General features: G+C 60.5%; 13 protein-coding genes. 8 read left to right on the top strand and 5 right to left on the bottom strand.

Annotation, left to right across the window (positions count from 1 at the left end):
• Positions 1-157: 157 nt before the first annotated feature.
• The 4 genes from B4393_RS17925 to B4393_RS17910 are packed head-to-tail and all read left to right on the top strand — an operon-like array spanning position 158 to position 5,899.
• On the top strand, positions 158-1,057 hold the full coding sequence (locus tag B4393_RS17925; RefSeq protein ID WP_078335229.1) for a universal stress protein: 900 nt from the start codon (positions 158-160) through the stop codon (positions 1,055-1,057).
• A complete protein-coding gene (locus B4393_RS17920) occupies positions 1,057-3,471 on the top strand; it encodes a phosphoketolase family protein (RefSeq protein WP_078335228.1) in 2,415 nt (804 codons plus the stop codon). Before B4393_RS17925 ends, B4393_RS17920 begins: the two co-directional genes overlap by 1 nt.
• Positions 3,468-4,130, top strand: a complete 663-nt coding sequence (locus B4393_RS17915; protein ID WP_078335227.1) for a response regulator — start codon at positions 3,468-3,470, stop codon at positions 4,128-4,130. Before B4393_RS17920 ends, B4393_RS17915 begins: the two co-directional genes overlap by 4 nt.
• A gap of 50 nt (positions 4,131-4,180) precedes the next feature.
• Complete coding sequence (locus tag B4393_RS17910) at positions 4,181-5,899, top strand: sensor histidine kinase (RefSeq protein ID WP_078335226.1); 1,719 nt, start codon at positions 4,181-4,183, stop codon at positions 5,897-5,899.
• Here B4393_RS17910 and B4393_RS17905 read toward each other — a convergent pair whose 3' ends face one another.
• Positions 5,900-6,160, bottom strand: a complete 261-nt coding sequence (locus tag B4393_RS17905; RefSeq protein WP_133052581.1) for a hypothetical protein — start codon at positions 6,158-6,160, stop codon at positions 5,900-5,902. It lies immediately after the preceding gene.
• A gap of 136 nt (positions 6,161-6,296) precedes the next feature.
• Between B4393_RS17905 and B4393_RS17900 the strand changes: the two genes are divergently transcribed.
• Entirely contained in the window at positions 6,297-7,979 is a 1,683-nt protein-coding gene (locus tag B4393_RS17900) for a SulP family inorganic anion transporter (RefSeq protein ID WP_078335224.1), read from the top strand.
• Between the two features lie 17 nt (positions 7,980-7,996).
• Here B4393_RS17900 and B4393_RS17895 read toward each other — a convergent pair whose 3' ends face one another.
• Both B4393_RS17895 and B4393_RS17890 read right to left on the bottom strand, forming a co-directional pair.
• Positions 7,997-8,716 carry a VIT1/CCC1 transporter family protein gene (locus B4393_RS17895; RefSeq protein WP_078335223.1) on the bottom strand — a complete coding sequence of 240 codons (720 nt, stop codon included), beginning with the start codon at positions 8,714-8,716 and terminating at the stop codon, positions 7,997-7,999.
• A 284-nt stretch (positions 8,717-9,000) separates the two neighbouring features.
• Entirely contained in the window at positions 9,001-9,876 is an 876-nt protein-coding gene (locus tag B4393_RS17890; protein ID WP_078335222.1) for a universal stress protein, read from the bottom strand.
• Positions 9,877-10,111: 235 nt separating this feature from the next.
• On the opposite strand from B4393_RS17890, the gene B4393_RS17885 reads away from it, so the two are divergent.
• On the top strand, positions 10,112-11,014 hold the full coding sequence (locus tag B4393_RS17885) for a universal stress protein (RefSeq protein WP_078335221.1): 903 nt from the start codon (positions 10,112-10,114) through the stop codon (positions 11,012-11,014).
• A 191-nt stretch (positions 11,015-11,205) separates the two neighbouring features.
• Here B4393_RS17885 and mgtA read toward each other — a convergent pair whose 3' ends face one another.
• A complete protein-coding gene (gene mgtA / locus B4393_RS17880) occupies positions 11,206-13,839 on the bottom strand; it encodes a magnesium-translocating P-type ATPase (RefSeq protein ID WP_078335220.1) in 2,634 nt (877 codons plus the stop codon).
• 201 nt (positions 13,840-14,040) lie between these two features.
• Between mgtA and B4393_RS17875 the strand changes: the two genes are divergently transcribed.
• Both B4393_RS17875 and B4393_RS17870 read left to right on the top strand, forming a co-directional pair.
• Positions 14,041-15,513 (top strand): bifunctional aminoglycoside phosphotransferase/ATP-binding protein, encoded by a 1,473-nt coding sequence (locus B4393_RS17875; RefSeq protein WP_236743187.1) that lies wholly within the window; start codon positions 14,041-14,043, stop codon positions 15,511-15,513.
• A gap of 937 nt (positions 15,514-16,450) precedes the next feature.
• On the top strand, positions 16,451-17,968 hold the full coding sequence (locus B4393_RS17870; protein ID WP_078335219.1) for a hypothetical protein: 1,518 nt from the start codon (positions 16,451-16,453) through the stop codon (positions 17,966-17,968).
• Here B4393_RS17870 and B4393_RS17865 read toward each other — a convergent pair.
• A complete protein-coding gene (locus B4393_RS17865; protein ID WP_078335218.1) occupies positions 17,919-18,827 on the bottom strand; it encodes a DNA adenine methylase in 909 nt (302 codons plus the stop codon). The two genes, B4393_RS17870 and B4393_RS17865, sit on opposite strands and share 50 nt — an antisense overlap.
• Between the last annotated feature and the right edge of the window lie 801 nt (positions 18,828-19,628).

Genomic DNA, 19,628 nt, shown 5'->3' with positions numbered 1-19,628 from the left:
GGTTTGGCGGTGCATTGGGACCGAGGAACCCTACTGCCTTGTTCACCGGGGACGTGCTGCCCGGCGGAACGGGACCTTTGACCGTGGGAGGCCGCGTGACGGCTCCATAGCGTTGTTGTCACCAGCTACTGGTAACCGACCAATCCGGAGGACAATCATGAACACCACACCACGTCCGTACATCTTGGTGGGCATTGATGGATCAGCGTCCGCGCTGCATGCACTCACGTGGGCGGCGGACGAAGCCGAACGGCGCAATCTGCCCCTTCGGCTCGTGCACGCCGTCGATTACGGCAGCTTCGGCTATGGCTTCAACCTGTCGGCGTCCGGGAGCTTCTACGAACATTTGGACGCCGACGGTGTGGAGTTCCTCGCCCGGGCCAAGGACCACGTTGCCGCACTGCACCCGAATCTGGAGGTGTTCACCGCCACGGTCAAAGCCCAACCCGTGCCCACTCTTGTCGAGCTGTCCAAGAACGCACTGATCACCGTTGTGGGTTCCAGTGGCCTTGGCCGATTCACCGGCATGATGGCCGGTTCGGTATCGGTTTCGTTGACGGCGAAGGGACACAGTCCCGTGGTGGTCGTCCGGGAGTCGGGAACCCCGGGTGATGGCCCGGTTATCGTCGGTATCAGCGGAACCCCCTCCAGTGAGGAAGCCATCGCATGGGCCTTTGAAGAAGCCTCGATGCGCGGCGCCGAGTTGGTGGCCGTGAACGCCGCAGGTGCTGTGCCGCCGAGCTATGTGTATGCGTACACCGCCTGGAACATGATGGACTGGGATGTCGCCGAGCAGCAGCAGTCCGAGATACTTGCTGAGAGGCTCGCTGGCTGGCAGGAGAAATACCCCGACGTCACCGTGCGCCGGGTGGTTGCGATGGGTAACCCTGCCGACATCCTGCTGGAGCGTGCTCAGCACGCACAGCTGCTAGTGGTCGGCAGCCGCGGCCGCGGCGACGTTGCAGGTTTCTTCCTCGGCGCCACCAGCCATGCACTGATCCATCAGGCGGTGTGCCCCGTCTTGATAGCCCGACCGCACGCGGGCGACGTGAAATGATGAACACCACAACGCAGGCAGCCACCCGCCATCGCCGGGGGCCGTTACCGGCCGACCAGCTTGAGGCAGTTGACGCGCAGTGGCGGGCCGCGAATTACCTTACCGCCGGCCAGATTTACCTGATGGACAATCCACTCCTTGCGGTGCCGCTGGATGCCGAGCACATCAAGCCCCGCCTGCTGGGGCATTGGGGCACTTCACCCGGATTGAATTTCATCTACGCCCACATGAATCGGGCCATCATTGCTCACGATCTGAACGTCATGTATGTCATCGGCCCCGGGCATGGCGGGCCGGCGCTGTTCGCGAACACGTGGTTGGAGGGCAGCTACAGCGAGATCCGGCCCGATGTTCCACGTGACGGGCAGGGCATGCGGAAGCTGTTCCAGGAGTTTTCATTTCCGGGAGGTGTACCCAGTCACGTAGCTCCGCAGGTGCCTGGATCGATCCATGAGGGCGGGGAACTGGGCTACAGCCTGGCCCACGCGTACGGCGCGGTCCTGGACAACCCCGACCTCATCGCGTTATGCGTCGTCGGCGATGGTGAGGCCGAGACAGGGCCATTAGCTGCCAGCTGGCACGCCAACAAGTTCCTTAGCGCGGCGACGGACGGTGCGGTGCTGCCGGTCCTTCATCTCAACGGCTACAAGATCGCCAACCCCACTGTGCTGTCGAGAATTACCGAGGAAGAACTTGAAAGCTTGCTCCGCGGATACGGTTACAGTCCCATCTACGTCACCGGCCACGAACCTGAAGATATGCACCAACAGATGGCTGCCGCACTGGACCGGGCGGTCATGGAGATCCGCGACTTCCAGGTATTGTCCCGCTGCGAGGATCCGGTGTTGCATCGCGCTTTCTGGCCTCTCATCGTTCTACGCACTCCGAAGGGCTGGACTGGGCCTGTAACGGTAGACGGGTACCAAGTCGAGGGCACCTGGCGATCACACCAAGTGCCCATTGCCAACGCGAGGGAGAACCCGTCGCATCGGGCCCAACTTGCGCAGTGGTTGCGGTCTTATCGCCCCGAGGAACTCTTCGATGAAAACGGCGCTCCCAATGAGCTTGTGACACGGCTTATTCCGTCCGGGCGAAAGCGCATGGGATCAAACCCGCACGCCAATGGCGGCACCCTCTTGAAGCCGCTGGCCCTACCAGATCCGGGGACCTTCGGTGTCGTGACCGGCCAGCCAGGCGCAGTGGACGCGTCGCCGACCAGGGTTCTGGGTCGCTACCTTCGAGAATTGTTGATCCGCAACGCCGACAGCAGGAACTTCCGGCTCTTCGGGCCCGACGAAACCGAATCGAACAAACTCGGGGACGTCTACGACGTGACGGACAAACAGTGGAGTGCGACGATCTTGCCGACCGATCAGCATCTGGCGCGAGACGGTCGTGTTCTTGAGGTCTTGTCCGAGCACCTGTGCCAGGGCTGGCTGGAGGGCTACCTCCTCACCGGCCGCCATGGCCTGTTCTCTTGCTACGAGGCGTTCGCCCACATCGTGGATTCGATGGTGAACCAGCACGCCAAATGGCTCAAGATCAGCAGGCGCCTACCGTGGCGCCGCCCCATCGCGTCACTGAATTATCTTCTGACATCCCATGTCTGGCGTCAGGACCACAACGGCTTCTCCCACCAGGATCCGGGCTTTATCGACAACATCGCGAACAAACGCGCCGAGGTGGCGCGCATCTACCTGCCGCCCGATGCCAACACCCTGCTGTCGGTCGCGGCCCATTGTCTGGCCAGCCGCGACTACATCAATGTCATCGTCGCCGGTAAGAACTACACGCCGGTATGGCTCAATCCTGAACAGGCGGCGCTGCATTGCGCACGGGGTGCCGATATCTTCGAATGGGCCAGCAGCGATGCAGGCGCCGTCCCGGACGTCGTTCTCGCCTGTGCCGGTGACGTACCCACCATTGAGGTGTTGGCCACGGTATCGATACTGCGAAAGCATCTGCCACAGTTGAGGGTCCGAGTGGTCAACGTGGTGGATCTGTTTCGTTTGCAACCCGATAGCCAGCACCCACACGGTATGTCCGACGTCGATTACGACACCTTGTTCACCGCGGACCGTCCCGTGATCTTTGCGTTCCATGGATACCCGGCGCTCGTCCACCGGCTCACCTACCGCCGGGCGGGCCACGCCAATTTGCATGTTCGTGGCTACCTGGAGGAGGGCACCACCACGACGCCCTTCGACATGCTGGTGTTGAACAAGATGGATCGATTCCAGTTGGTGATCGATGTGCTGGAGCGGACACCGGGGCTGCTGGAGTGCGCGGAAGCCCAAGCACTGAGGGAAGAGATGCTCTGGATGCATGAACGCCACCACGACTGGATACGTGCTCACGGCGAAGACCTACCGGAGGTGCGGGACTGGCGCTGGGAAGGAGACCAGACGAGATGATCACCGTGTTCCTGGTCGATGACCATGAAATCGTACGTGGCGGGGTTGCCGATCTCATCGACGACGAAGACGACCTTGTCGTCGTAGGGCAGGCTGGCTCGGTCGCCGAGGCGATGACCCGCATTCCTGCAGTCAATCCCGACATCGCCGTGCTCGATATACGCCTGCCCGATGGGAATGGGATCGAACTCTGCAGGGAGCTACGTTCGCGGTGCCCTGCGCTGAACTGTCTGATGCTGACCTCGTTCACCGATGAGCAGGCCATGCTGGACGCGATCCTGGCCGGTGCCGGCGGATATGTCATCAAAGACATCAAGGGCATGGAACTGGTATCTGCGATACGGACGGTTGGTTCTGGCCGGTCGCTGCTGGACAATCGGTCGGCAGCAGCTTTGATGGATCGACTGCGTGCGGCGACTCAGTCATCGCCCGTTGCTTCGCTGACATCACAGGAGCAGATACTGCTCGAACTGATAGGCAAGGGCCTTACCAATCGGCAGATCGCGGGGGAGATGTTCCTGTCGGAGAAAACGGTGAAGAACTACGTCTCGAGGTTGCTGGCCAAGCTCGGCCTGGAACGTCGGACACAGGCAGCGGTGCTCGCCACCAAGGTCGCCGGTGATCGTACTGCCGCCGGGGGCCGCTATACGGAGTATTAAGACTTGGCCCGTGATGAGGCGATACCGGCCGGTTGCGCCATACTCAATAGGTGACGGATCGGTCGGGCGCCGATGAGTCGGTGACCAAGGAACTCGCGCATATCCAACTCAGCGAGCTGCTGGCGGAGGTCCAGGGCCGTATCGAACGCATCATCACCGAGACCAGGGGCCGGGTCGACGCGCTGCTGGATGCCGTGATGGCGGTCAGCGCCGGTTTGGAATTGGATGTCACGCTGCGGCAGATCGTCAGGGTAGCCATCGAGCTCGTGGATGCCCAGTACGGCGCTCTCGGTGTCCTCGGGCAGGACGGCATGCTCACTCAGTTCATCTACGAGGGCATCGACGATGCCACGCGCGAGCTCATCGGACCGTTGCCCACCGGCCATGGCGTCCTAGGGGTGGTCATCGACGATGCCAAACCGCTCCGGCTCAGCGAGATCATGCACCACCCATCGTCCATCGGTTTTCCACCTAACCATCCGCCCATGCGTACTTTTCTGGGCGTGCCGGTGCAGTTGCGCAACGAGGTATTCGGGCGCCTCTACCTCACCGAGAAACGCAACGGTGAGGAATTCAGTGCCGATGACGAGGTGGTGGTGCGGGCACTCGCCGGCGCAGCCGGGATCGCAGTAGAGAATGCCCGCCTGTACGAGGAGGCTCGCCAGCGGCAGCGCTGGCTGCAGGCGATTGAGGAAGTGACGTCAAAGCTACTTGCTGGGGTCGAACCCGCCGAGGCGCTGCAGCTGATAGCCATCCGCGCTGCCGCATTGGTTGATGCCGATTACGCCTTGATCGCGGTGCCCTTGGAGACCGATGACGACAGCGACATCGGCGAGCTCGAAGTGGCGATCTGCGCCGGTACCTCGGGCCGAGAGCTCAGCGGAACACGCATTCCGCTCCGGGGGTCGACTTCCGGGGCGGCATTTCGAGATCGCTTGCCGCGCCTAGTGACCCAGCTGGAATTTGATATCGCAGCAGACGCGCACGTCGCATTCGGGCCGGCGATGGCGTTGCCGTTACGTGGACGTGATTCAACTACCGGTGTGCTCCTGCTGATCCGCCCACCCGAGGGTGCCCCTTTCGGGGACGGGCAGCTCGATATCGCCGCGTCCTTTGCCGACCAAGCCGCGCTGGCCCTTGAACAGGCGCAGACCCGCACAACGATGAACGAACTGCAACTGCTGGCCGACCGTGACCGCATTGCCCGTGATCTTCACGATCACGTCATTCAGCGACTGTTCGCAGTCGGATTGGCCATGCAGGGAACGCACCGGCGCGCGGCCAAGTCTCCGCGAGTCGCCGCCCGGCTTGCCGAACACATTGACCAGTTGCACAACGTCATTCAAGACATCCGCACCGCTATTTTCGACTTGCACACTGTGGCCACCGACGGTCCTTCGCTCCGTGCGACCCTGCGCGCTATTGTCGCCGAGCTGACCGATGACACGTCGCTGCAAGTCTCCGTGCGTATGAACGGGCCCCTCGATGTCATACCGACGGATATCGCCGAGCACACCCAGGCGGTGGTGCGCGAGACCGTGAGCAACGCTGTCCGCCACGCCAAAGCATCGGAAGTAGTGGTGTTGGTTGCCGTCGGTGACGATGTCATTGTGGATGTCACCGACAACGGGGTAGGCATACCGGAAGGTGCTACCCACCGGGGTCTGCGCAATCTCAGTACCCGAGCCGCAGCACTGCGAGGGAATCTCACCATCGCTGAGCCGGACGGCGGCGGTACCCAGGTCTCCTGGTCAGTGCCGCTGCCCTGACTATTTGGGCGGATGTGCGGCAAGAAAGCTAAACCAGCGCGGCAACGGATAGCGGCCGAACGCCCCTACGATCGTCATCTTGATTCCGGCCAGAACCAACACCCAGAGAAGCACCAACTCCACCGTGGAGGCACGTTCTGTCTTGTCCATCAAGAACAGCACGCCCGTCGCCAGCACAATCACACCCATGATCAGCCAGCTGAATCGTTCCATCGGCGTCGTTTTCACGATCCGGAACACCGGCGTCCTCGAAGAGTCCATTGTCGTTCCTGTCTTTCGGTAGTGACACCGCAGAGCGTCGCACCGCGCTGCGTCCTCTGGTAGAAGAGTTGTGCTCGTCGCAGCTGGGTCCTTGGTCATCAGGTCTGTTCAGCTGCGTGAGAACCGCTGACGCACGATGATCTTCACCATGCGTTGGATGAACTACGCACCGAATCTGGCGCAGCTGCGCACATACCAGAAACGGTGGCTGCGGGGGGATGTCCTCGCCGGAATCACGGTGGCCGCGTACCTCGTCCCGCAGGTCATGGCATACGCCACGCTGGCTGGTTTGCCAGCGGTGACGGGCTTATGGGCGGCGCTGGCCCCATTGGCTATCTACGCGGCGCTCGGCTCGTCCCGGCAGCTGTCCGTGGGCCCGGAGTCGACCACCGCATTGATGACCGCCGCAGTATTGGCTCCCTTGGCCTTTGGTGACGCCGCGCGTTATGCGGCGCTAGCGGCTGCACTGGCGTTGCTCGTCGGGGTGGTGTGTTTGATCGCAGGGCTGGCCGGTCTTGGAGTGCTCGCCAATCTGCTCTCGCACCCGGTGCTTGTCGGCTACATGGGCGGTGTGGGCATCACAATGGTGGGCAGTCAGATCGGTAGCATCACGGGCACGGTCAGTTCCGGTGACGAGTTTATCGAGCAGATCAGGTCATTCTCCGATCACGTCGAGCAGATCCGTTGGCCCACCATCATTGTTGCGGCATCGGTGCTCGCATTACTTGGCGTGCTTGGGCGATGGGTTCCGCGGGCACCCGGGCCGCTCATCGCGGTGTTGGTTGCCGCGACAGCGGTGGCGCTCATACCGTCTGACGGTTCCGACATCGACCTCGTCGGCCAAGTCCCCGCAGGACTGCCACACGCCGGGGTACCTTGGCTGGGCCTCCACAGTCTGGGCGTCCTCGTCCTACCCGCGTTAGGTGTGGCGATCGTGGCGTTCTCCGACAACATTTTGACGGCACGCGCGTTCGCCGTTCGCCGTAATGAGGACATCGATGCCAACGCAGAACTACGCACACTGGGGCTGTGCAACTTGGGCTCCGGTCTTACGCAAGGTTTTCCGGTCAGTTCCAGCGGTAGCCGGACCGCGCTGGGTGACTCGGTGGGAAGCCGCAGTCAACTGCATTCCCTGACGGCGCTCGCATTGCTCCTGATGGTACTGATGTTCGCACACGGAACCTTGGCGCATTTTCCCCGCGCGGCCCTCGGGGCACTCGTGGTGTATGCGGCTATCAAGCTGATTGATGTTCCCGAGTACCGTCGATTCGCCCGCTTTCGTCGCAGCGAGTTCATTATCGCCCTCGCAACAACATTCGCCGTTCTCGGGGTCGGAGTGCTCTACGGGATTCTTGCCGCTGTGGCCTTGTCGATTCTCGACCTGCTTCGCCGCGTCGCTCACCCGCACGACAGCGTGCTGGGCTTTGTACCGGGAGTCCCGGGAATGCATGACCTTGATGATTACCCTGGCGCACATGCGGTACCCGGCCTCGTCGTCTACCGATACGACGCGCCTTTGTGTTTCGCCAACGCAGAGGATTTTCGTAAGCGGGCAATGGCGGCCGTGGCTGCGGGCCCCGCACCGGTCGAGTGGTTCATTCTCAGCGCGGAGGCGAATGTCGACGTGGATCTCACCGCCCTCGACGCACTTGATCGACTCCGAGAAGATTTGGGCGACGCGGGAATCGTCTTCGCGATCGCACGAGTCAAACAGGATCTGCGCGATGCGCTTACTGCGGCCGGATTGCTGTCCAAGATCGGTGAGGGCCGGATCTTCGTGACACTGCCGATCGCCGTCGATGCGTTCAACGCCCGCTAGTCGGTATTCGGGCTATCTCACGATATGACGTGCCCGACGAGGGTGCCGATCAGATAGGTGACGGCCATGGCTGCGAGCCCTCCGACGGTGACGCGCAGGATGGCCCGCGTCCGACTGGCCTGGCCGACGGCGGCACTGATCCACCCCGTCGCAATCAGAGCCAGGCACACCGCGACTGCGGTCACGGGGATTCTCCACGCCGCCGGCGGCAGGAGGATCGCCACCATGGGCAAGATGGCGCCGGTCAAGAACGAGATGGCCGACGAGAGAGCGGCATGCCACGGGTTGGTCAATTCGTGGGGGTTGATTCCCAACTCCGCGTCAGCGTGCGCAGAGAAGGCGTCATGGGCAGTGAGCTCAACTGCCACTTGCCGGGCGGTTGTTGGCGACAGCCCCTTTGATTCGTAGATCGAGGTGAGTTCGGCGAGTTCTTCGGCGGGCAGGTCCTTAAGTTCCTGCCGCTCCTTGCTCAGAAGGGATCGTTCGGTGTCTCGCTGCGTGCTCACCGAGACGTACTCACCCAGCGCCATGGAGACTGCACCGGCGGCCACACCGGCGAGACCTGCTGTGAAGATCGGTGCACGCTCGACCGTGGCCGCTGCGACACCGACAACCATCCCCGCCGTCGACACGATGCCGTCATTGGCACCCAAGACCCCCGCGCGCAGCCAGTTCAGTCTGCTGCCCGTCCCGGACTGATGCGGCTCGGCGGAGTGCGTTATTGGCTCATTGGACATGGCTCACCCAAACAGACCACGAACTATCTTGTCTAGCAAGGCTGTACACACTGACCCGCGACCATTTCCGGAAGTCCATGGGTGTACAGCTTCTCGGAGCGAGCGTAGGCACGACGGGCTGCTGTAATCGTGGCCAATGCAGACAGCAGGATCGTGGCCGCACTCAACTCAGCAAGCGCCACTATCCGGCTCGATAGGCATACCCGTCGGTCGGGTGTGCATATCGAGCGGACTAGGTAGCGGCCGATTTCGAGCATCAGCATGTCCATGGTGAACTCCCGGTATCATGAAGGCCGGACTATGATGATCGGTGAGTGTGCTGCTTGCACAACGCTTCTACTCACCGAGCCGAGTAGCATTCCCGCAAACCCGCCGCGGCCATGGCTGCCCAGTACGACAAGCTGTGCGTGCCGGGAATGCTCGATCAGCCAACGGCCAGGGTTACCCTTCACCAGTTTCCGGACGACGCTCACGTCTGGATACTGCTCCTGCCAGCCCGCGAGCCGCTCGCCTAGGAGCTCATTGGCTTGTTCACGCTCAGCGCGCCAGTCGAATTCGGGTGCTGTGTCGAGGACATCAACCCAGGCGTGCATGGCGACCAAGGGCACCTTGCGGTGAGATGCTTCGTCGAATGCCAGCGCGATGGCAGGCTCGGAAACGGGGGAGCCGTCGATGCCTACGATCACTGGATCGTCTCGGTCGAGGTGGGGCACTTCGTGAATGACGGCTACCGGTGAATGTGCGTAGTGCACCAAACCCGAACTCACCGATCCCAGCACAAGGCGATCAAATGTTCCTAGGCCGCGGCGCCCGACAACGAGTATGCGGAATTCTTTGGACATATCGGCAAGTAGAGGAACTGGTTTGCCGAAAATCAGATCGGTACATATCTCGGGAAGCACACCGGCGCCAACAGTGTCTTCGGCGACGTGCTGAGCCCGGCGAAGCACGGTTTCGCCGTGATGGCGTTGCCATTGGTGAACTCGGTCCTGTGTTTCTGGATCACGAATGTAGAGGTACTCCCTGGTAACCACCGTGACGATCGTCAGACGATCACGGCGCATGGCTGCATGTTTCGCCGCCCAACGCACGGCCACATACGATTCAGGTGAGCCGTCCACCGCGACAACAACACCCGGCTTTGGGGTAGTTTCTGTCATCTCGATTCTCCTTCTTGCTGGACTCGTACACGCAGGCTACGAGTCCGCCTACACGCCACGATGTGGTCTGCGGTCCCCGTATTGGCGCCATTGGTCCTTCTGAACGGCGCCGTTGTCGTGGACTTTTTGCTCTCACCGAGTCGACGACAGGCACTGGCGTGGACGGAGGGCGGACAGCGAGTATTGCCTGTACAGCACCATATTTCGGGAAGATCCCTCGCAGAAGGAGAGCACGATGGACGAAGACCTCGACAGCGGCTGCTCCGGCGAGGGCCAGCTGGCACAGGATCAGGACAAATCTGCACCAGCAGTGGTTGTCGGTATCGACGGATCCCATCGAGCTCTGGCAGCAGCGCTATGGGCAGTCGACGAAGCCGTGAGCCGAGACATCCCGCTACGGCTCGTCTACGCCATCGAACCCCGCCAGCAGTCGCGTGATGACATCTACGGTGCATACGATCTCGCGACAGCTGAAATCGCCACTCAGGGCGCCGTGATCGCCGTGCAATCGTGTGACAAGCCCGTAAAGATCGAGGTCGAAATCCACCAGGGTTCCGCGCTGGATGTGTTGATCCGTGAGTCACATTCAGCCGCCTTAGTCTGCCTGGGAGCATTGGGGCGGGACCGTGCAACTGCCCGCCGCGCTACATCCACGGCCGCGGCCCTGTCTGCGCACGCTCACTGCCCCGTGGTGATTGTTCGAGGACGCAGGCCATGCCAAGAGCCGCGCGGGACAGTACTCATCGAATTCGGCGACTCTGCGGACTTCGATGACGTGATGACCCAAGGGCTGAACGCTGCGGCAGTGGGCGCTGCGACAGTTAGGGTCGTGGCCTGTTGGTCACGCCACGGCAGCGATACCTCCAGGCCTTCGACGGATGTGAACACATTGCGAGCGCATATGGAAAAGCTGCTCGAACCGTGGCGACACCAGTATCCCGACACCGTCATCGACAGTGTCGTCTGGCAAGGCAACATTGCTGAATACCTTGCACAGGAGCGTGATCCCATTCATTTACTGGCGGTCGGGCGTCACCGGAAACAGGGCCTTGTCGCGCTGATCGACCATGATCAATCCAGCACAGCCCCCGACATCGCCTGCTCCATCATGATCAGCGGTCATCGCCGCCCGCTCTAAGATTCGTCTGTATACAGAAAAAAGGGGGAGATCATGATGTCCTGGTGCGGCCACGAAACGAGCTGGTGGACTAGACCGGAATGAGCATCGGCACTGCCGCGGTGTCTACTCGCCGACAGTAGAGACACGTCCGTACAGGACCCCAATACTGTTGCAGCAGGGTGAATTTTCGCGAATCTCCGACCATACGCCTAGGGAAGTGCGGTGCTGAAGCGGGCCGCACGACGTTGGACGTGGCGCTGTCGGCCGTGTTGTGGCAACGCGGGAGGCGATGTCTGTGCCGCGCTGTAGAAGAGTTTCTTCCCCATCTCGATGAGGCCGAGATAGCACACGACCATGAGCACCAGTGCGGCGAAGAAGCCGAGGGGCAGCGGGTGAAAGCCCAGGCTGTTGGCCAGAGGTGTCGCCGGGAGCAGTGCACCGATCACAACAACACCGAGTGCCGACAGCAGCAGCGGCATGCTGGGGGTGCTGCGAAAGAATGGGATCCGCCTCGTGCGGATGGCGAAGATCACCAAGGTTTGGGTGGCGAGCGACTCGACGAACCAGCCAGATCGGAATTGTGTGGGCCCAGAATGGAAGACCCACAACATGACTCCGAAGGTGGCGAAGTCGAACAGTGAGCTTATCGGGCCGAAGTACATCATGAAGCGGCGGATGAAACTGATGTTCCACCGGGACGGCCGGGCGAGTTGCTCGGCATCCACCTCATCGGTGGGGATGGCGAGTTGGCTCGTGTCGTAGAGCAGATTGTTGAGCAGAATCTGCGAGGGCAGCATGGGCAGAAAGCTCAGGAACAGCGAGGCGCCGGCCGCACTGAACATGTTGCCGAAGTTACTGGAGGTGCCCATCAAGATGTACTTGATGGTGTTGGCGAAGATTCGCCGGCCTTCTATCACTCCATCCGCGAGAACATCAAGGTCTTTTTCCAGCAGGATGACATCTGCGGCGTCCTTGGCCACATCGCTAGCCGAGTCAACGGAGATCCCAATATCGGCGGCGTGCAAGGCAAGCGAGTCGTTGACGCCATCGCCGAGGAACCCAACATCGAAGCCGGTGCGACGCTGGATACGCACAATCCGTGCCTTATCTTCGGGACTCACTCGGGCGAAAATCGTAGTGTTCTCGATTATCGCGCCGAGCTGTTGATCGTCGAGGACATCCAGCTCGGCTCCAGTCAGCGTGCCAGTGACGGGCAGATCGAGTTCCTGACAGATTTTCAGCGCGACGGCCGGACTATCCCCGGTGACGATCTTGACTGCTATATGCAGGCCTGCCAGCCGTTGTAGCGCTGTGGCGGCGCCAGGCTTCGCGGCGTCCAAGAAGACCAGCAATCCGACGAATCGCAAATCGTGTTCGTCGTCGGGACTTGGCGTTGCCAGCGCGGTTGCGGAGCGGGTAGCCACGGCCACCACACGATTTCCCGCGGCGAATTCGGCGGCGAGGGCTGCCCGCGCCTGTGCTGGAACATCGACACACCGATCAAGAACGGTTTCCGGTGCTCCCTTGGTTACCAGGGTCCGTTGACCGGCTGAATTGTCGACCAGCACAGAGGACATCCGCCGTTCGTGGTCGAAAGGAATAACTGCCTGTACTCGATAGCCAGCCACGTCACTTCGAAAGCGGGCAGATTGAGAAGACTCCCACAACGCCACATCCAGCGCGTTTCCGCCGAGCACCGCAGAGCCTTCCAAGTGCACCTCGGTACAGACCAGACCCCATGTCAACGCCTCGTCGGAAAGACTGCCATCAGGGCCAAGTGCCCGCATGAAGCTAATCCGCCCCTCCGTCAGAGTGCCGGTCTTGTCGGTGAAAAGGACGTTCACATTGCCTAAATCTTCAATGCACACAAGCCGTTTCACCAGTACCTTGCGCCGAGCCATTCGTCGGGACCCGGCGGCTAGGCACGTGGAGACAATCGCCGGGAGCAGCTGGGGAGTGATCCCGACCGCGATCGCCAGAGAGAACAGCAACGCGTCGATAATCGGCCGGTGCAGCATGAGATTGACGACGAAGATGAAAGTTGTCAGCACGCCCGCTACCTGCACCAAGAGCATCGAGAAGCTGCGCAGCCCAGCCTGAAACTGTGTTTCCGGGTTGCGGATATCCAATCCAGCGGCAATACGGCCGAACTCCGCTCCCGCACCGGTCGCGACGACAATGCCACGCCCGCTGCCCGCGTGCACCACCGTGCCCATCAGCGCGCACCCGGACAGCTCCGCAAGCGGTGCTCCGACGGGGCTCTCGCCCACATTCTTCTCGACAGGCATGGACTCACCAGTCAGCACCGACTCGTCGCATTCCAATTCGGTGACCGACAACAACCGGATATCGGCAGGCACAATGTCGCCCAGCCGCAGCTCCAACACATCTCCCGGCACCAGCTCGGTGACATCCACCAGAACCTGATGTCCGTCACGCACAACCAACGCACGGTGGTGGATCTGGGAGTGCAACGCCTCAGCCGTTTTCGCCGCACGGTACTCATTGCCGAACCCGAGACCGACCGACAGTGCCACGATCACGCCGATCACCAGCGCATCGGTGCGCTCTCCCACGAAGAACGACACCGTCGCCGCTGCTACCAGCAGACCGAGCAATGGGGACCGGAGCTGACGCCATAGCACCGCGGCCATCCGTGCCCGGTGTGAGTACACCGCATTCGGCCCGTGCCGGAGTAACCGCTGACGGGCGTCTTCCTGTGTCAATCCGTGTTGACTGGCAGCCAGTCGAGTGAATACTTCCTCGGCAGACAGCGCACTGGCCGCGCCAATACCCAACGCTGAGGCGTCCGCAGTCCGTGATGTCTTGGTAAAAGAGCTCATTGACACGTCGTCCCTCACCTTCGGTGCAGCTGTTTGTTGGCATCGTCGGCTCCCGGCCAAATGCATCATTTGTACTATCGGGGCAGTCCGGACTCAGCAGAAGAGGCTTTCGTCCCGGTCCTGGGGAAAGAGAGCACACTGGCGGCGGTTAAAGAGTCTCAATGCCTCGATATCTGCGGCGTCGCCGACGAACATGGAGCTGTGGACGCAAACCAGCTGGGCGCTCACTGCGGTGCCGCCCCACAGATCCATGAGACGCACACCGGAATCGTGATCTTGATTGGCAGCCGCGCGTACAAGGTGAAGAAGGCGGTGACGACCGATTTTCTCGATTTCAGTACGGTCGAATTACGTGAAAGGGCCTGTAATCGAGAGGTTTTCCTGAACCGCAGACTGGCTCGCGACAGCTATTTGGGCGTGGCTCATCTGACTGACCCTGCAGGCGGTTCCAGCGAGCCCGTAATAGTGATGCGTCGGTACCCGGACTCGGCACGGCTCGCCACGATGGTGAGAGCCGGAGTGGATGTGGAACCGAATCTTGCCGCAATCGCCGAGGCGCTGGCGGTTTTTCACGCTGCCGCCGACCGTGGTGCTCCGATCAGCGAATCAGGCACAGCCAATGCCGTCTCGGCCCGCTGGGAAGAGAACCTCACTGTTCTTGCCGGCTTCGTCGGATCCGTGCTTACTGACCAGACTCTCCATGAAATACGCTCACTATCAAACGAATTCATGCGCGGTCGGCACTCTCTCTTCGCGGAGCGTATCGAGAAGGGGCTTATCGTCGACGGCCACGGCGACCTAATGGCCGAAGACATCTTCTGCGTGCCCGGGGGAGCCGTCCTCCTGGACTGCCTTGAGTTCGACGACCATCTGCGCTACGTCGACTGTGCAGATGATGCCGCGTTTCTGGCAATGGATCTGGCGTCCCTGGGGCGAGACGATTTAGCCGAATACTTCATCGATCAGTACACACAATCATCCGCAATCGATACTCCACAGTCGCTGTGGCATTTCTACGTCGCTTATCGCGCTGTGGTGCGTGCAAAGGTCGACTGCATTCGATTCACCCAGGGCCGTCCCGCGTCGGCGGACGCGGCAATAGCTCACCTTGAGCTGGCACATCGGTACCTTCGTGCGGGCGCGGTGCGGCTTATCCGCATCGGAGGCGGGCCAGGAACCGGAAAGACGACCCTCGCCAAAGCGCTGTCGGAAAGAACTGGTGCGCAGGTAATTTCCACCGACGCTGTGCGCCGAGAGCTGCAGGAGCAAGGCGTCATTGCCGGCGAGCCCGGAATTCTGGACGGCGGGTTGTACTCCACGCAGAATGTCGCGGCGGTGTACGAGACCGTGCTACAGCGCGCGCGAAAATTCCTTGCGTGGGGCCAGTCGGTGATTCTTGATGGAACATGGCGCGACCCCCATCAGCAAGAGCGAACACGCGATCTCGCCTGCCAGACGCACGCCGTGCTTCATGAATTCGAATGTCACGTGCCGCTTTCTCTTACCCAGAACAGAATTGCTCACCGTGGGCCCACACTCTCCGATGCCACTTCTGACATCGCCGCGGCCTTAGACGTGACAGCCCGTACGTCAGACACGGTGCTTCGCATCGACACCAACCGGCCAGTCGCAGAGTCGGTAGCTCAGATCGAGGCCGCGTTCCGCTTGTCGTAGCCACATGGTTGAGATAGTTCTCGGCCTCTGTAGTTTTCCACCACTGCTGTGGCGCGTTCAACGTCCAATACTGGGTCGCCGATTTTGTCAAATAAGTTGTGGGGCAGAAGCATTCAGGACATATTCGTCACAGTGACGTAATAGGTATGGCTTACGGGGGAGAGGTCGGGCAGTGGGGGTAGCGTTCGGTAATGGCGCAACGGAACGTTAGCGGCAGACGAGTCGGTTGGCCGAAGGAAGTTGGGGCCGCGAACAGGTTCGTCATTTCACACTTAGTGAGAACCGAAATGAGCATCAGAGCCGTCGGGCGAGCTCGGACGCGATTGTGTTGCTTGCGAACCGGCCGGGCTAGACAAGCCGCTCAACACACACATAACGTCACAGTGACGTTATGTGTACGCAGACTGGGAAGCCCCAAGAGCGGTCGGATCAGCCAACTCGGTTGTCCAGCATGGGTTTATGACTACTAAGAACGTCTCGATCGGCGCCAACGTCGCCATCCGGCCGCAACCCGCATGTGTGGACCGCGGCAGTTTCACCGCGCCGGCGCACCCGAGGGGGTGGGTGGGGCGGGTAGATCAGCGGGGCCGAGAGAATGCGACATTCGTGCAGGTCTGCGCCATGCGTTGTCCGGCCTGCAGATATCTAACGCCGATAAGACACATTATGTCAGTTAACCTCGCCGTGTTCATCTGATGAATCAGATCGGCCCCCACTCGTCCTCTGTCGATTGACAAGAGACTTGAGATCTACTCGGTCTTCTTGGGACTGAGGGACAAAAAGTCGAGACTCCGTCGGCCGCCGAACGGCTACTCACGAGTTCTCGTCGTGTCCCACGCTAATCTTGCCGCCACCGTGGTTACGGTTAGGTGATCCACGGTTTTTGGTGTCGACCAGCATCGAGTCGAGCTGGCGTTCCATCGGTGAAGGGGTGGTAATGGCGTACAAGCAGTTGCCTATGGTGGAAGTCGACCTTGATGGGTTATTTCTAGATCTTGAGAACTACCGCATCCCCACTCGCCGCGACGACGAGGCCGGAGCGCTTAAGTACCTTTTCATGTCCGAGGATGTTCTCGGTGCCGCGAGGCTTATCCTTCGCGACGGCTACTTCGACAACGAGGTGCCAATCGTTATCGCCGTCTCAGACAAGGATGGCGGACCGCCTTACATCGTCCTGGAGGGAAACCGGCGGGTCAGTGCGTTGAAGGCTCTGCGAGACCCCTCCATAGTGCCCGGTCATGAGAGCGAGCTCCGGACCCTGTTGAAACGGTACGAAGTTGAATCAAACGACCTTCCCGAACGAATCCGCGTACTCGTAGCTCCAGATCGAGCTATGGCTGCGCCTCACATCGCGCGGCTTCACACGGGCCTCTCGAAGAAACGCTGGAGCCTGGATCAACAGGCGACTTTCTACTATTCCTTAGTAGATGACCTGACGACTGTTGAGGATGTCAAAGCACAATACCCCGATGTGACTATCCCACGATTTATGAAGATGGCAGTCACGCGGCGTTTTCTGGTCGCCGTGCCGTTTGCAGATCACAGCCTGCGCCAGTACGCCGCAAGTGATGACTTGGCCATGTCGGCATTCGAGTATGCGTACAGGAGCAAGGACATCGCGTCCGCAATCGGAATGGAGTTCGACACCGACGGCCTACTACTTCCCCGCTCCTCGACTCCTGCGAAGATCGGGGCAGACTTGCCGAAGAGCAAACTCAGTGCGCTGGAGTATCTGGTCAGCGAGTTCCGGGCTGGTCGGTTGAATACGCGGTCGCCGGAGTTCAAGAAGCGCAGCGACCCATATCAGCGACTTGTGGATCGGCTCAACGGTGTTTCGGGCTCCCCTGGAAATCCTGAGTCGTCGCAACCGTCGGCGCCGACACCTCCTTTTCCTTCTCCATCCACTTCGCCAACGCCGACGACTATCACCGGGGGAAACGCGCCAGCATCTAGCGGAGGCGACAACTCGCCATCACAGCCCGCCACATCGGGGACGCGCGGGCCGAACCACCCCGATACAAAAGACACCCTTGACCTATCGGGTCTCGAATACGAGAGTGCGCCATTAAATTTGAAGCTCCGCTACTTCGAGCTCCGCAAGGTTAGCCTTTCGAACCTGCCCATCTCGGCGTCTATCTTGCTGCGATCGGTTCTTGAGTCAACGATCAAGGTCCACTTTGAATCATCCGCTACACCCGTCTCGGGAGAGCTGAGCGCCGTCTTTCGGCAGATTGACCAGTCCTACGGACAGATCAAGGCGCTGAGAGCCACGATCAGCGCTATTCAGTCAGGAAATGCGCACAAGCATGGGTCCATCCAGTGGTTCAATCTCACCGCCCACAGCGCGGATGCTTCGGTTACCGCGGAAGATGTCCGCCAAGCATGGAAAGTTGTGAGTCCGCTGCTTAGACATCTCCTACGGCAATCAGTTCAGCCCTCTCCTGAAGGTGAATAACTGAATCAGCCACCGATGATGAGGCAACGAGCAGCTCCTCTGCTTGGCCTGGATGGCGCGCAGAGTATGTGAGTTCCAGGACGCACTGAAACTGTTTACGGTAGAGATTGGCGATTAGCGGCGCTGTGTCATATGTCATTAGCCAATGCGCTCCCTCGATAGCATTGACCACGGCAGCGAGAGCCTTGTGGTCGCGTCCGTCAAAGGCATTTAGGTAGAGCTGTGATCCGGCCTCAACATACGGCGGATCAATGTACATGAACGCGCACTTATCTTGGGCGTACTGCTGGATCACGGTTCTACCGTCTAGATCAGATACGGTAATCCGCTCGGACAATTCACCAATGGCAGTCAATCGCTGGATCAGTGTTTCGCGGTTGAATCTGGCATCGATCTTGTACGCCCCTTCTTGGCGTTGCCCGCCGATGACACCCGCGTTTAGTATTCCCGAACGGTTTGTCCGATTCAGAAAGAAGAAGGCAAAACCGAGGCGCAACATGTCACTCTCATCTCGCATTCGGTAAATGTCGCGCTGCTTCTGCCATTCACTGATGGTCAATGGCGTTGACGAAACCAGCTCGATCAGTCTGGCGTTCTCGTGAACGGCCGAACGCCAAAATGCGTGTACTGCAGGGTCGATATCATTCACAACCAGAGTCTCGACTATTCCCTGCCGGAGTAGCGCAACCCCCGCACCAACGCCGCCTGCATACGGTTCGATGTATCGCGGATTATCAATCTCGAGTAGCTCGATGATGTCTCCGAAAAATCCAGCGAGAGCGGCCTTTCCTCCGGGGTATCGCAAGGGTGACAGAGTGCCGTAACGGCGCGAGGCGAGAACGCGTATCCGGTCCTTCATTATTGAGCCCCTCCTGCTCTGTGGGAGGCGACTCGACAACGTGCAGAACAGAAGCGAGCGTCGCCGCGGCCAAGAAACCTCTCACGACAGCGGTCGCATTCTCGCCATGCTTTACGGCGGCGTAACCGCTCACTTCGCAAGGCATGGTCGAGTTCTGTTAGCCCAGCATCACTGAGGGCGGCGAGATCGGACATGTTACAGATACTAACTGTAACAGAAGATAGTACTACGGCGACACGCCGTAGTCTCTGTCGCTCTTTATCCGCTTCAGCGCTGTGAAGAACTGGATTTGCGTGAAAGCTGCTCGGCGACAAGACGCCAACGGCGAATCAACCTGGTCGGCCGAGTCTCATTGGACGTCTTGAATCCTGCGGTGCGCCCTTGTGCGCTTCCGCAGTGCTGTTACCAGCGGGAATTTTCGTTGCGCCAACACTGTCGTACCTCCCCTCTACGGTTCCTATTGCCGCTGCGAAGGCGCGCAGCATGGCGCGCCTGCCAAACCAGACCAGGGAGGGGCTCACATTGAAAGTCACGACGGCCATGGGCGTTTCAAGGCGAGGAACCGCCGATCCCGGGGTCGGCACAGTTCGATGGCGTACACACGACGGTCGTGACCGGTCGGAAATTGCTTCACAGTTCCTGCTTCATGAGCCGTTCGACGAGGCGATGCCTCTTCGTGTGGGAGTCCAGTATCAGAACCGATTGAACCGGCATTCGCGACAGTTCTTCTCGCCGCAGGGTTCTCACGTGTGGTGCGAGTCTGCACTGGAGGCAGAGGCATAGCTGGTACTCGCGTTCGAA

This window comes from Mycobacteroides franklinii (assembly GCF_002013895.1).
Taxonomy (GTDB): domain Bacteria; phylum Actinomycetota; class Actinomycetes; order Mycobacteriales; family Mycobacteriaceae; genus Mycobacterium; species Mycobacterium franklinii.
The sequence above is the reverse complement of the archived record's forward strand: the minus strand, read 5'-3'. Positions and strand labels throughout refer to the sequence as shown.